The following is a 14,717-nucleotide window of genomic DNA, read 5'->3' on the forward strand; positions in this document are numbered from 1 at the left end:
GAACCCAGACAACGCTCTGGGCGGCGGTCGGTTCGTTCGGGCACTGGCCCGGGGAGCGCGCCGTTAACGGCGGGCGGGCGCGGCCCGCGTGGACATCCGCTGGAAGAGGAACTTCGAGAGGACCGCGTCCATGTAGTCGCTGGTGCGGAGCAGCGTGTAGTCGATGCCGATCCGGGTGCAGCCGCGGCGCACTTCCGTGAGGTAGATTTCCAGCTCCTCGAGGTACCCGTCGCGGAGCGCGCGCGGGTCGCAGAGCAGGTCCGGGAGCTGTTCGAGGCCCTCGAACTTCGTCATCCCGGAGAACGGGAACAGGAGCTCGTCGTCGTCGAGGATGTGGAACACCATCACGTCGTGGCGCCGGTGCCGGAGCATCTCCAGACCCTTGAAGAGCTGCTCGCGGTCGCACAGCAGGTCCGAGAACACGAGCACGAGGCCGCGGCTCGGCATGCTCTCCGCGACCTGCCGCATGATCTTGACCATGTCGGTCTTCTCGCGCGGGTTCGACACGTGGAGCGCCTTGGTCACGGCGTCCATGTGGCGCACCGAGCTGCGCGGCGGGATCGCCTCGCGCACGTCCGAGTCGAACGTGACGAGCCCGCACGAGTCCTGCTGCTTGACGGTCATGTACGCGAGGCACGCGGCGGCCGTGGCGACGTAGTCGTACTTGTACAGCGTGCCCGCTTTACGGTGCTTGTCCGCCCCGTAGAGCATGGACTCGCTCGCGTCCACCACCACGTAAGATCGCAGGTTCGTTTCCGCTTCGTACTGCTTGATGACGAACTTGTCGGACCGCTGCCACACCTTCCAGTCGATGCGGCGCAGGTCGTCGCCGGGCATGTACTCGCGGTGCTGCACGAACTCCACGCTCTGCCCGTACACGGGGCTCTTGTGCATCCCCGCGAGGAACCCCTCGACCACCTGGCGCGCCCGCAGGTCGAGCTGCGAGATGCGGGCGATCACCTTCGGGTCGAGGAACCGGCGCGGGTTGTCGGAGTCGCTGCGCTTGGCCATGACGATTCAGTTCCAGTCAGTTCCAGGGGTCGGGGTGCGGGTCCAAGTTGGGGCGGCGCCGATCCGGGGTCCCAGTTTGGAACCGGGAACCCGGAACCCGATTCAGGACGCGAACATCTTCTGGAACCGCGGGTCGCCGAGCAGCGCGCCTTCTTTTTCCGGGGTCTCCTCGACGAGCTTCTTGACGACCGTGTCGGTGTTCACGCCCTCGGACGCGGCGGTGAAGTTCGTCAGGATGCGGTGCCGGAGGACCGGGAGCGCGAGGGCCTTGATGTCCTCGGTGGTGACGTGGGCGCGGCCGTAGAGCAGCGCGCGGGCCTTGCCCCCGAGGATCAGGTTCTGCACGGCGCGGGGGCCGGCGCCCCAGCTCAGCCAGTCCTTGATGAACTTCGGCGTGCCGGGCTCGCCCACCCGGGTCTGGCGCACGAGCGCGAGACAGTAGTGGATCACGTGGTCGGTCACCGGCACCTTGCGGACCAGCGTCTGGATCTCCTGGATCTGCTCGCCCGAGAGGACCGGGGTGATCTCGTCGGCCGCGACCCCGGTCGTGCGCCGGGCGATCTCGAACTCCTCGTTGAACGTCGGGTAGTGGACGTACACCTTGAACATGAAGCGGTCCTGCTGCGCTTCGGGGAGCGGGTACGTCCCTTCTTGTTCGATCGGGTTCTGGGTCGCGAGCACGAAGAACGGGTTCGCGAGCTTGTGGCGCACGCGCCCGACGGACACCTGGCGCTCCTGCATGGCCTCGAGGAGCGCGGCCTGGGTCCGCGGCGGGGTCCGGTTGATCTCGTCCGCGAGGACCATGTTCGAGAACAGCGGGCCGGGCCGGAACAGGAGCTCGAACGACCCGGTGGCCGGGTTCTTCTCGATGAAGTCGGTCCCGGTGATGTCGGCGGGCATCAGGTCGGGGGTGAACTGGATGCGGCTGAATTCCAGCGACAGGCACCGCGACAGGGTGCTAATCATGAGCGTCTTCGCGAGGCCCGGCACGCCCTCGAGCATGCAGTGGCCCTTGCTGAAGAGCGCGATGAGCAGCTCCTCGATCACGAGGTCCTGCCCGACGATGACGCGGGTCAGTTGCTTCTTGATATTATCGAACGCCGATTTGAGTTTCTGAATGGAGTCGACGTCGCTCTGCGCCATTTGCCCGGTTGTGCTCATCGCGGCTCAGCTCTCGGAGGGTTGGGTGAAGGGGGTCGAATGTAGGGATAGAAATACACTCAGTCCGGTCGTCGTGTCGCGATAAAAATCCGGTTTCGCGCGCCCGACAAAGCGAACAAGGGGCAGAGCCGGTACAACCCGGCCCGCCGGCACGACTGCGGTTAGCGCTGGTAGATGGGCAGAATACCCTTCTCCAACTGGAGCAAGCACAGGTTGATGCTGGTCACGTAGACGGGCGAAATGGAACTCTGGGTCCAGGAGCCACCGGTCTTGTCCTGGTTGTCGAGGATCTGCGGGAAATAGACGTCCTTGAACCGCGCCCAACTGAGCCACTTGTCCTTTTCCTTCTGGTCCGGGAACATCTCCCCGTACTTCTCGTCCCCGAGCGCGTACATGGCCTGGCCGAAGTAGTACGTCTGATACTCGTCGTGGGCCTGGCGCCCCTTGGCCAAGAACGTGCTCTCGTGGTCCTTACAGTATTTGAGCCAGCGCTTGGGGAGTTCGCCCTTGTACTGCCCGGCGCTGAACCCGCAACAGATCGCCGCGGCCGTCAGCGGCGGGCGCTCCTGACCGCGCCCCGCCGCCCCGCCGAGGTAGTTGTAGATGATGCCGCCATCAGTGGTGGTGCAGGCCTCGAGGTAGTTCACGGCCTTGTCGATGTTCTCCTTGGGGACCGGGATGCCCGCGTTGCGCGCGGCCCGGAGCCCCTGGAGCGCGGTGATGGTCACCGAGCCCTCGTCGAAGTTCCCGCCGTCGGCCGCGCTCACGTACCCCCAACCGCCGATGTCCACGTCCTTGCCCTCGGCTTTGCGGTGCTTCTTGAGGGTCTGGGCCTTGCAGATGAACTCGACGGCCTTCTTGAGCAGCTTCTCGAGCTTGTCGCGCTGTTCCTTGTCCTCTTCTTCGCCGTACACGCTGGCCAGGAACATCGTGCCGAACCCCTGACCGTACATGTACCGCACCGATTCCGTGGGGTTGCGGGAATCCCCGAGCATCCCGTTGGCCTGCTGGCGCGCCGGCGCGAGGAACCAGTCCACGGCCTTCTTCACCTGATCGGAATACTTGCCCTCTTTGAGGGTGCTGCCTTCCATCAGGAACGCCATCCCCGCGAGGGCGGTCATGGTCGTCGGGTACTGACCGCCCTGCGCTTCCCAGTGACCGTCTTGGGCCTGGGTCTTCTTCAGGTACTCGAGCCCCTTGTCGATCGCCGACTCGATCGCCTTCTTCTGGTCCTTGTCTTTCTTCTCGTCGGCGGCCCGTGCCGGTCGAGGTGCGGGAACGGTGACCACACCGCCGACCACACACGCCGTCAGGGTCGCGAGCAACCAACTGCGGGGCATGACGCTCTCCAACGAGAACCCACCTTCGGCTCGACCTGCGAGGGCCGGTCGGAAAAATGGGGTATGGGTAAAAGACGATCGCGGGACAAAGGATTAACACCGGTGGGCACGGTCTGCCCACCGAATTGGGAGAGGGACCGAAAAAAGCGCGATGCGATGAGTTTTTCGGCCACAGAGCGAGGAGAGATCGTGTGGCGAATCGGTAACGGTTCACGGCCGGTACCGCGGAATAGCACCGCGACACCGGTCCGAGAGTACAGTTAACTCGACAACACAACACCGCGCGAGAGGCCGAACCACAGAAAAACACTTACTTCTTCGGCTCGTCCGGCTTCTTCGGCTCGTCCGGCTGGATCAGGACGCGGGTGTCGTACCGGTTCAAGCTGATCGTCCCGTTCTTCGAGTCGATCACCAGGCTGAACGGGTTCCCGTTGTACACGAGCGGCTTATCGAAGAGCAGGCGCCCGCGCTCCTTTTCGATGACCACCACGGTGTGGCTGTACTGCGTGCCGTTCTGATTCATCACCACCGCGGCCGCGATGATGACCGGCAGTTCGTTAAAGTGTTCCAGCACGAGTTGCTGGTTCTCGAGCACCCCCTCGTACATCCACAGCCGCTTGCCGGTACCGCGATCGAAGGCGTAAATCGGCCCGTTGACCCGCTGGGACCGGAGCATGCTGTTGACGTTGATCTGCCGGACCGCGTTGGGGTCGCGGTCGAGGACCAGGTAGAACCGGTCCGCGTCCGCGAACACCTGCGCCCCGGTACACGGCTTCAGGTGGGTCTCGAGGTTCTTCTGGTCGATCTTGAGCGTCGCCAGCGCCTCGCCCGTCCGAATGGAGAAGATCTCCGCGGTCCCGTCGGACTTGATGAACCCGGCCCAATCGGGGTTGAGGGCCGAGGTGACCGGGACCGCCTTCGCGTCGTACTCCTTCTTCCACACGTCCTTACCGGTCGCGAGGTCGTACAAGCGGATCGCGCGGGGCTGCTCCCCGGTGCCCGTCGTGACGAGCGCCGTGCGCCCGATGATGCGGTACGACTTGGCGTCGGCGAGCACGCGCCCGGAGTCCGGCGAGTTCTCGACCTGCAGCCCGTCCACGGCCCGGAGCAGCTTCGTCGAGAGCGGCTTGTGGTTGGCGCCCGTGTCGGTTTCGACCAGCACGATGTAGCGCCCGTCGCCGTAGATGTTGGTGCGCTCGGGCACGCCCTTGCGGGTCCAGAGCACGCGCCGGGTCAGCGGCTCGATCGCCTCCAGCCCGTCGGACGTCAGGAGGCACGCGTAGTTCGCCTGCAGGATCGCGGACCGGCCCATCGGCACCTTCACGCCGTTGGCCAGCCACAGTTCGCACTCGCCGTCGGGCAGGATCTCGACCTGGTAGCTCATGTTCGGCTGGAGCGGGTTGTCGGAGAGCAGGTTCTTGTTCCACAGCTCCTTCTTCTCGGCCAGGTCGAAGCAGTACACCGTCATGCCCATTTGAACGAGCATCAGGTGCCCGTTGCCCTGAACGAACTTGGACCACGGGATCGGCAGCCCGTTGCGCGAGTACAGGTTCTGGTTCGCCATGTTGGGGAACCGGACGCGCTCGTTGCCGGTCGAGCGGTCGAACCCGCGGAGCGCCCACGTCCCGTTGCCGGAGATGCTCTGGTCCAGGGTGAACCGGTACTGGCGGTACGCGGGGAACAGGTCCGCGGGCGACTCGACCTCGAACTGCTGGTTGTAGGACACCGGCGAGATCGGCTGGGTCTGCTCCGCCTTCACGCGGGTCGGGAGCGGGTAGCGGCTCGGTTCGAGGAACGGCAACAGGCGCTTGTCGGTGAGCAGGTTCGTGAGGAAATCGGCCCCGGTTTTGCCGTCGCGGATGACGACGTTGGGATATTCCTTGCCGAGCTGCAGGTACAAACCGACCGCGTCCTCCATCATCCGGTTCTTAATCATGAGCTGCGCGAGCGCCTCGGTGGCGCGGGCGCGAACGACCGGGTCGTCGGAGGCCACGCGGAGCTGCGAGAGGTGCGTCTGCGCCTCGCGCGTGTCGGCGTCGTTGTTGGTCGCGAGCAGCACGTCGGCGAGCTTGAACTGTGCCTCGGTCCCGGTGTCGAAGAACGGCCCGAAAACCGCGACGAACTCGCGGAGCCGCTGCAGGTTGTTCCCGTCCTTGACCGCGTTCCACTCCTTCACCACGCGGGTCTCGAGCGACTTCTTTGCCTCCGGGGTCGCGGCCCGGCGGATCATCGCCTCGATGCGCCCGCGCGCCCACACGTCGGGGCGCATCCGCACGTTCGGCTCGTCGGGCATTTCGAGCAGTTGCTTGCCCTCGCCGAGGTTGGCGAGCGCGAGGTAGTGGTCGAACGCCTCGCTGAGCCGGCCCTGGGTCTCGCGCCCGCGGGCCAGGAGGTAGTAGTGGAGGCGCTTGCGGCGCTTGACCTCGTCGTCGCGCCGGACCTTGTCCTCCGGGGTCTCCATCGCGACCGCCGGCACATCACAGAGCGCCTCGTACTCCTTGAGGTACCCCTCGCCCGCGTTGAAATCGGCGCGGAGCAGTTCCGTGTACACGATGTAGAGCTTGTCCCGCAGGAGCGGGAGCTTCTCGACCGGCAGCTTGTTCTTCTCGGCCGCCTTGAAGTCGGCGATCGCGTCCGCGAGCTTCCCGTCGTCGAGGTAGAGCTCGCCGCGGGCCAGGAGCCCGAGCGGGTCGTTCGGGTTCTTGTCGAGGAGCTTTTTCATCTCCGCGATCTTGAGCTCGAGCTGCGGGTACGCGGCGAGCTCCCACGGCGACTGGGCGAACACGAGCCCGTCCTGGAACACGAGGTTGCCGATGCCGTACTTGGCGAGCTCGGTGGTGTCGTTGCGCTTCCGGGCGCCGGTCTTCGAGACGATCTTGCCGTCCTCGATGTTGACGGCCCAGATCTCGCCGGCCGGGACCGTGTCGCGCCCGGCCGTCTCCTGGCGCACCGGGACGTAGAAGGCGTTGCGCCCGGTGGCCCCGTGGCCGGTCGGGGTGGGGATCGTGACGGGCGCCCACGCGACCTTCGGCTTCTGCGTGGCCTTGTCCTCGCCGGTCAGGTGGTACGCGCGGATCTGGTTGGTCCCGACCACGATCACGCGGTCGTTGACCACGCCGCCGACGTACAGGTCGGTGGCCTCTTTCGTCACCTCCCACAGGATCTTCCCCGTGCGCAGGTCGAGGCACTCCAGCAGGTTCGAGTCGTAAGCGGTCAGAATGACGCGCCCGCCACTGATGACCGGCCCCGCCGAGCGCCACCGGTCGTTCCGGAGCTGCTCCGGGATCTCGGGCATCCCGGTTTGCGGGTTGATCGTGCGGGCCTGCTGGGAGACCTTCCGGTACCCGTGCGCCCACAGCAGGCTCCGGGACCGGGCGTCCACGGCGACGACGACGCCGGAGTTGGTCGGGCACACGATGATCCCGTCGCTCGCGGCGAGGGCCGCGCTCTGGTACCGGCGCACCGAGTCGGTGGGGAGCGTGCTGTTGGGCTTGCCGAGCTTCTGGCTCCACACCAGGGTGGGCTTCGGGGTCGGGTCCGGGCCGGGGGCCTTGACGAGGTTCTTCGGGTCGAGGCACAGCAGGCGGATGACGCCGGCCTGTTCGATCAGCACGTAGAGCCGGCCGTTGATCGGCAGCGGCGCGCTGAGGAACACCGCGTCGAGGCACAGGCGGAAGGCGTCGGTGTTTTTGTCGGCCTCTTCTTCGGTCAGGCGCGGGGGCAGCGGCTGTTGTTGCGGCCCCTTCGGGTCCTGGGTGGCCTCTTTCACGCGGCCGAGTTCCCACTTGAGGTTCCCGCTCTTCATGTCCACCGCGGCCAGGCGCCCGGCCCGGACCATGTCCGCGAGGTCGCCGCTGTGCCGGAACTGCGGCCCGTTGTTGATGCCGAACTCCGGGTTGTTGAACACCGGCGGCGGGGTGATCGCGAGGTCGTCCACGAAGTAGACGTTCTGGCCGTCGTGGGACAGCGAGCCGATCAGCGGGTTCTCGTAGAAGATGCTGGAAACGTTGACCGCTTTGGTGTTGTAGGTGCTCCACCAGCTCTTGGCGTCGCGCGTCATGTCCACGTCGTTGGTGCCGTCGCTCTTCATCAACTGGTGCATCCCGGCCGTGGTCTTCGAGCGCCAGACGATCTCGCCCGCGCGGACGACGCGGCCGTTCACCACACGGTCCCGGGTCGCGACCGCGTACACCCCGTCGTAGCTGCGGAACATGATGAGGTCGGCCGTGGTGACCGGGAACGTCCCCGGGAGCGGGATGTTCTTGGGCGCCTTGCCGTCGCGGGCGAAGAGCCGGTCCAATTCGCCCTTGATGAAGAGGTTGGCCTCGTCGTCGCCATCGTAGAACATCGGGAACCCGAACACCTTGTCGAGGAACGGCGGACCGCCGTCCACGACGCCGTTGCGGGCCGCGTTGCCGCCCCTCACGCCCCACTCGCCGACGACAGTATTGGCCCGCATCAATTCGATCGGGCGGTCCAGTTCGGTCCGCACCATTTCCGGCGTGTACTTCTTCCGGCCGATCGTGAGCCCGTCCCGGGTCGCCTTGAACAGCTTGTCCTCGGCCACTTTAAACAGTTCATTGTGCCGGGGGTCGGGGCTGCGCTTGAAGGCCAGGGCCACTTTGAAGAGCGTGTACGGCGTGAAGAGCTCGTCCACGTCCTTCCGCGGGAGCACGCGCTCGAACGAGTACGCCGCTTCGAGGAAGTTGCCGCGCTCGAGGTACAGCGTGCCGAGCAGGATCGCGGCCTCGGCCCCGGCCTTCGTGTGGAAGAACCGCTGCGACACGTCGGCGAGGACCGCGAGGTCGTAGTTGGCCCGGATCGCGTCGTCGAGGAGCCCGGACGCCGTGGCGCCGTAGGCCTGCTGGTAGAACTGGAGCCCCTCGGGCTGGAACTCCGCGATGATACGGTTCGCTTCGGTCTTCACGCTGATGCGGTTGACGCGGGTCTCGTTCCCGACCTTGTACTTCACGTCGAAGAACGAGTCGCTCTGCGTATCGAGAATGTTTTGGAGCAGCGGACAGATGGTATTGTAAGGCGGATCCTTGAACGTCAGGTAGTCGCGCGCGGCCTTGAGCTGGTTCTTGGCGTCGCGCTGGTAGGGCGGGGCGAACGGGAGGTTGTCATCGATCTCCGAGCGATCGCCCTTGTCTTTCTCCTTGTCCTTGTCACTCTTCTGGCCCGGTCTGACGGGCTGTGCGACCCCGGCGACGGCGGCGGGCTGCCCGTTCACCGAGTGGGCACTCCAGGTGACGAGCCACGCGCAGAGCGCGGCGAGTACCCCACAGGACAGCAGCCGCATTTTGAAGCCACGCATGGCGGTTCCCATTTCTGTCCGTGACCGGTGCGCCGCGAATGATCGGCGCACCCGACCGATTTTGTCACTTCCCCGCACGGTTCACAAGGAGAAATCTACCCGCTCCCGTTCGGCCGGGGAAGTGGCGGTCGGCGCATCCCGTTACATGGAGAGGGGCGATATTGTACGACGAACCGGCACCCGCAACCTAACGCCGCGCGCCGGCCACGACACGTACTCATGTAAGAGACGATTCACCCGCAGCGCGCGTTTGCACAATGCGGGAGCCAGTTCCCGTGCTTTATCGGGCGAAGAGCGCGCGGTGAAGAACCGTCCCCGCACGTTCCGGCCCAACTATCTGTCGTTTGGGACAGTCACCTGACGGAGGGTTAAAAGGAAACTGCCCTCTACCAGCACTTGGGAACTAGCGACACCCGCCGAGGCCACTATTACCTCCCACCGAAATTTGCTCGAATCGGTCGAGACCGGTTGGGCGGGATCGTGGCCCCGGACGAGAGTACGGCCATATGGCTGCTCCGAGCGGTACTCGTCGAAGGCGCACTCGCGCGGCGGGAGGTCACACTGTACCTTCCGGTAGGCACGGCACCGATCCGGGGTAACGAAGTGGTCCGCGCGTTCTGCTCGGCCTGGTTGTTATGGAAGTTCGTAGAGCTCACAACCGGGAGCAAGTAAAACGTGCCCATTCGCTACCCACCCTCCACAATTCCACAGCGGCGACCGCTCGCCGCACCTTCATCCGAACTTTAACCGCGTCACCAACGCGGTTCGTATGCTCTCTAGCACTCACACTCTCCGTCCGAGATGCTGCCATGTTGGACCTGTCGAACCTGTGCGCCGCGGTGCGCTCCAAAGGCGGCGCGAAACGCTGCCTGATCTCATCCGCCGCCTTTGTGGTGCTCGCCACACTCACGGCGCCCGCGTCGGGCTCGGAGCCGGCACGGAAAGCCGAAAACGTCATTGTTGTGACGCTCGACGGGTTCCGCTGGCAGGAGCTGTTCGAGGGCGGGGACGAGTCGTTCATGGACGCCAAGCAGGGCGGGGTTAAGGACGTCCCCGGGCTGAAAAAGCGGTACTCGCGCGAGAAGCTCGAGGACCGGCGGGCGGCGCTGATGCCGTTCCTGTGGGGCACCGTGGCCAAGAACGGCCAGGTCTTCGGGAACCCGGCCAAAGGCGCATCGGCCAAGATCACCAACGGGCTCAAGTTCTCGTACCCGGGCTACAGCGAGATGTTCTGCGGGCTTGCCGATCCGCGGATCGACTCGAACGCCAAGAAAGCCAATCCCAATCTCTCGGTGCTGGAGTTCCTGAACGGTCGGCCGGGCTTCAAGGATAAGGTCGAGGCGGTCTGCACCTGGGACGTGTTTCCTTCGATCTTTCGGACGCAACAGAACGGGTTACGCATTCAGGCCGGATGGGAGCCGCTCAAAGCCGACAAGTTGACCGACCGCGAGCGCGGCCTGAACGAGACGATGGAACTACTCCCGCGGTACTGGCCGGACAATGCGTTCGACGTGTTCACGATGGGCGCGGCGAAGTCGGCACTGGAGCGGCGCAAGCCCCGCGTGCTGTACATCGGGCTGGGTGAAACGGACGAGTGGGGGCACGGTCGGCGGTACGACCTGTACTTGGACTCCGCGAACAAGGCCGACCGGTTCCTCGCGGAACTGTGGGACGGGCTGCAGAAAGATCCGCAATACAAGAACAAAACTGCCCTCCTCATCACGACCGACCACGGCCGCGGGAGCACGCGGGTGGACTGGACCGACCACGGGAAGAACGTGGAGGGGGCGGAACACATCTGGATCGCGGTGATGGGACCGGACACACCGGCCACGGGCGAGCGCGAGAAACGCGAAGTGACGCAGAGTCAGGTCGCCGCCACGGTTGCCGCTCTGGTGGGAGAGGATTTCGGTGCGGCGAGCCCGAAGGCCGCAGCGCCTCTACCGGTGTTCGAGAAGAAATAACGCTCGGAACGAGCGAACGAACTTGCCCCTTCCGTCTGTGATCGGAACCAATTCTCCCACGAGGTTCGTGATGGTTGCTCGGGTGATTTGTTTGGCGGTAATCTTCGGGCTGTCGGCTCCTGCATTCGCCGGTGAAGGTCCGGCCGGCTCGGATGTCAAAGTCATGAGCTTCAATGTGCGCTACGGCACGGCCAAGGACGGCGAGAACCACTGGGACAAGCGGAAAGAGTTTCTCTCGGAGACGGTGAAGGCGTTCGGCCCGGACCTGCTCGGAACGCAGGAAACGCTGGGCTTCCAGCGCGACTTCCTGGCCGAGAAGCTCAAGGGGTACGGTGTGCTCGGGGTCGGCCGGAACGACGGCAAGGAGAAGGGCGAGATGATGGCCCTGTACTGGCGCGAGGCCCGGTTCGAGAAGGTGGACGGCGGACACTTCTGGCTCAGCGAGACGCCGAAAGACGCGGGCAGCAAGAGCTGGGACAGCTCCCTGCCCCGCATGGCCACGTGGGTGCGGTTGAAGGACAAGCGAGGTGGCAAACCGGTGCTGTTCGTGAACACGCACTTCGACCACATCGGGAAGGAAGCCCGGCTCAAGTCGGCGAAACTGATCCGCGAGCAGATCGCCACCCTCGGGAAGGACTGTTCCGTGGTCCTCACCGGCGACTTTAACTCCGGCGAGGACAGCGACCCGTACAAGGCCCTGTTCCACAATCGCGGGAACGACCAGTCGCCGGTCTTGGACAGCTTCCGGGTGGCGCACCCGAAGCGCGAGGCGGGTGAGGGCACGACGACCGATTTCAAGGCCGGAGTGAATCAGGGGAACCGGATCGACTGGATCGGTGTGTCACGCGACTGGAAGGTAGTCGCGGGGGAAATCGACCGTACCGAGAAGGCCGGCCGGACGCCCTCGGACCACTTCCCGGTGACGGCCGTCATCCGTCGGTGAGAAAACAGAATATGGATGGTCGGGCGTGTCAATCCGTACACGCCCACCGCAGCGGCGCCTGAGATAGCGGGAGAGTTAGCGAACAGACGGCGCCGACGTTTGTAGAATAACTCGCCAGCCTTCTCAGAGTGGCTCATGAGTACCTCAATTATCAAGCGCTTCGCCCCTTCTGAGCCGCCCGCCCGGATGTTTCGTCCGCGAATGGTGCAGTTAGCGCCCCTCTACCAGTGCAACCTCGCGTGCCCGCACTGCTGCGTGCCGATCGAGTGGCCCGACCGACTCGACATCCCGACCGCGGTCCGGTTCCTCGAACAGGCCCACCACGCGGGCATCGGCACGGTCGGTTTCACGGGCGGCGAACCGTTCCTGTACCCGGAGTTCCTGAACGTACTCACCGCGCGCGCTGCGGAACTCGGGTTCCGGTTCGACAAGTTGATGACGAACGGCGTGTGGCACCGCGACGCGGAGCACGCCACGGCGGTGTTGTCCGACCTCCGCGACGCGGGGTTCAACGGCAAAATCGGCCTGAGCGTGGATAAGTTCCACGGCATGGACATCGAGAAGCTCGCGGAGTTCTGCCGGGTAACGCGCGCGGTCTTCGCACGCGACACGATCCTCTCGCTGAGTTACGCGAGTCGCGCCCCTAACAAGGGTTTGGAGCCGATCAAGCGCCTCGCAGAAGCTCTGGACGGCGTGGTCGAGTGGTCGAAGGTGCTCGGGCGCTACCTGCTCGTGAGCGACGACTTCACGATGACCGCGTGCTGGAACCACCTCGCCACCGTGGAGCGCGCTGAGGAACTCCCCGGCGATTCCTGGGACGGCACGTGGTTCGAGGAGGACTACTGCGAAGGCCCGGGGCAAGCGCTCATCGTGAACCCAAAGGGCGAAGTAAAGCCGTGCTGCGGGTTTGCTTCGGACCTGGACCAGCTCACGATCGGGAACATCTACACCGACAGCCTCGAGCAGATCGTTCAGTTCGCGCGCAACCACCCGGTGGTGGGTACGGTCTTCCGCGACGGGCTGACCGCGATCCGCGACGAGATCCTGGCACGCGACCCGAACGCCCTCCCCGGCGCCACGAGCAACCACTGTTACTTCTGCTGGTACGTGCTCGCGAAGGGCATTTACGCTCAAACCACGGGAAAGCTAGAACTCCTCCCCGAACACGGCGGCTCGCAATGGGCCAAGATCGTGGCCGAAAAGGGTAAGACCGCCCTTCCCCTACTCAGCGACGATCAGGGACCGAAGGGATGCGGAAGTGGCGGGTGTGGCCAGTGAACTTGTTTCATGCCCAGAGAGAAACCTGAAATCTTTCCAGCAGCTTTCAAAAACTGACCGAGAACGCGATTACTTGGAGCACGACTGTCTTTTTCAATGACATGCACGAGGCCCTGCTCACGGCTCCTGTAGATTTGCGAGCGGTGTAAATCGCGGACAGCTTTTGAGCCGGATCGAAAATCCGTAAAATTGGATGCTCCAGATGATTCGCACCGCCGCCGAACTGCTTCACACACTCCTTGAAATCGAAAAGGCCAAGCTGGCAGAGTGGAAACTGCCCCACAATCCTACGATTGGTGATATGTACGAAGGACTGTCGAGGAACGCACTGGAAAAGCACTTGCCGTTTGAGGGATTGCGAGTTGCCTCGGGGTTTATCAAAGACCGTACTGACCAGTGGAGCAAGCAACTTGATTGCATGGTTGTGATCGGTGAGGGAACTCAGGTGCCACACACCGATTCCCGTGTCTTCACTCTTGACGAAGTTGTCGCAGTCGTGGAGGTCAAGAAAAACCTGTACTCCGAGGGTCTTGACGAGGGATTCAATAACCTCAGAAGCGTACTCCGGCTCGACCACGAACAGCCGCCTATCGTTAGTAGAATGGTGCGACAGTGCTTTCACATCCTAACCCGGACCCCTTTGCCCGACGACAAAAACAGCCTGCCACTGCTCCACCAAGGCATCTACTGGTCCCTTGTTACAGAGGCCGCTTGGCCCGTCCGCATTCTGCTCGGGTACTACGGGTACGCCTCTTACGATTCGTTCCGTAAGGGTATACTCAAGCACCTGGAGTCACTCGACAAGACTCCAGGCTGGAACGCGGCTTCCATCCCCAGTTGCATCATCGGGCCAGGCTACTCAGCTGTCAAAAACACGGCCATGCCGTGGGGTACTCCCACATTTAACGGGTGGTGGCCCCTACTCATGACGAACAACGTCTTGACCCCCGCATACGTTTTGTTGGAGACAATTTGGACAAGACTGAACCTGTTAGGTTTCATTCCTTCATCATGGTTTGGTGAAGATCTCACGAATGATGCATGGGACAGATTCGTCGATGCGAAACCCGAGAGCAAAGAAAGATGGTCATTCAGTGTCTTAGAAGAATTGCCTGCTACCACAGATCAGGCTCAGACTGAATCCGCTTGGTCGCCCTGCTTCGTCAGCCTGTCCGCGTTTACGCTGGTCAAGTTACTTTGCAATCGCGATTCCGCCCCACTCGATTTGTCATGTGTGGATGTGCCAGTAGAGGAGTTGGAAGCGGGAGTCACCGAGCTGGAGCAGCACGGTGTCGCCGCCCGCGACGTGGCCGACCGAACCAAGCTGCACCTTTTGACTGAAGGTTGTTCAGGCGTCATTTTACCCGATGGCCGATTCGCTGTTGGCGAGGACAACACCGGGCGGCTTACCAGATGGGTCATGAAATACACGACAGCGGAAACAGGGCAATGATCCCAACGTGGTGACGTGCGAATAGTTGTAACGATACCTTGCCTTTGAATGACCAGCCCGTTGTAAACGACCTCTTCAGCTAACCGATTTGAGGTCGGGGAAATGACAATCCTTCGAGTTATCACGGCTGAGCACCAATTCCGCCGGATAGTACGGAGTTACTTTGCGTGGTTCTCCATCCCTAACTTGATCGACAATGACGACTTCAAGCACCCACGCAAGGATTGACCAACTCCGCAAACGGAGACGA

Annotated in this window: 8 protein-coding genes; 4 read left to right on the plus strand and 4 right to left on the minus strand. The window is 63.6% G+C overall.

What is annotated here, in order from left to right; translation table 11 throughout:
* Positions 1-63 precede the first annotated feature (63 nt).
* From J8F10_RS07585 to J8F10_RS07600, 4 genes are all read right to left on the minus strand, one after another.
* Positions 64-1,011: a DUF58 domain-containing protein gene (locus J8F10_RS07585; RefSeq protein WP_210653236.1), complete on the minus strand. Its 948-nt coding sequence runs from the start codon at positions 1,009-1,011 to the stop codon at positions 64-66.
* Between the two features lie 102 nt (positions 1,012-1,113).
* Positions 1,114-2,172 (minus strand): AAA family ATPase, encoded by a 1,059-nt coding sequence (locus J8F10_RS07590; RefSeq protein WP_210653237.1) that lies wholly within the window; start codon positions 2,170-2,172, stop codon positions 1,114-1,116.
* Positions 2,173-2,333: 161 nt separating this feature from the next.
* Positions 2,334-3,512, minus strand: coding sequence for a prenyltransferase/squalene oxidase repeat-containing protein (locus J8F10_RS07595; protein WP_210653238.1), 1,179 nt, complete (start codon positions 3,510-3,512; stop codon positions 2,334-2,336).
* Positions 3,513-3,822: 310 nt separating this feature from the next.
* The gene (locus tag J8F10_RS07600; RefSeq protein WP_210653239.1) at positions 3,823-8,829 is read right to left on the minus strand and encodes an outer membrane protein assembly factor BamB family protein; all 5,007 of its coding nucleotides are present in this window, start codon (positions 8,827-8,829) and stop codon (positions 3,823-3,825) included.
* 809 nt (positions 8,830-9,638) lie between these two features.
* Between J8F10_RS07600 and J8F10_RS07605 the strand changes: the two genes are divergently transcribed.
* From J8F10_RS07605 to J8F10_RS07620, 4 genes are all read left to right on the plus strand, one after another.
* Positions 9,639-10,793, plus strand: a complete 1,155-nt coding sequence (locus tag J8F10_RS07605) for an alkaline phosphatase family protein (RefSeq protein WP_210653240.1) — start codon at positions 9,639-9,641, stop codon at positions 10,791-10,793.
* Positions 10,794-10,956: 163 nt separating this feature from the next.
* Positions 10,957-11,736 (plus strand): endonuclease/exonuclease/phosphatase family protein, encoded by a 780-nt coding sequence (locus J8F10_RS07610; RefSeq protein ID WP_246523029.1) that lies wholly within the window; start codon positions 10,957-10,959, stop codon positions 11,734-11,736.
* A gap of 135 nt (positions 11,737-11,871) precedes the next feature.
* Positions 11,872-13,014 (plus strand): radical SAM protein, encoded by a 1,143-nt coding sequence (locus tag J8F10_RS07615; protein WP_210653242.1) that lies wholly within the window; start codon positions 11,872-11,874, stop codon positions 13,012-13,014.
* A 202-nt stretch (positions 13,015-13,216) separates the two neighbouring features.
* Entirely contained in the window at positions 13,217-14,467 is a 1,251-nt protein-coding gene (locus J8F10_RS07620) for a DUF6602 domain-containing protein (protein WP_210653243.1), read from the plus strand.
* Positions 14,468-14,717 lie beyond the last annotated feature (250 nt).

The organism is Gemmata palustris, from assembly GCF_017939745.1.
GTDB classification, from domain to species: Bacteria; Planctomycetota; Planctomycetia; order Gemmatales; family Gemmataceae; genus Gemmata; species Gemmata palustris.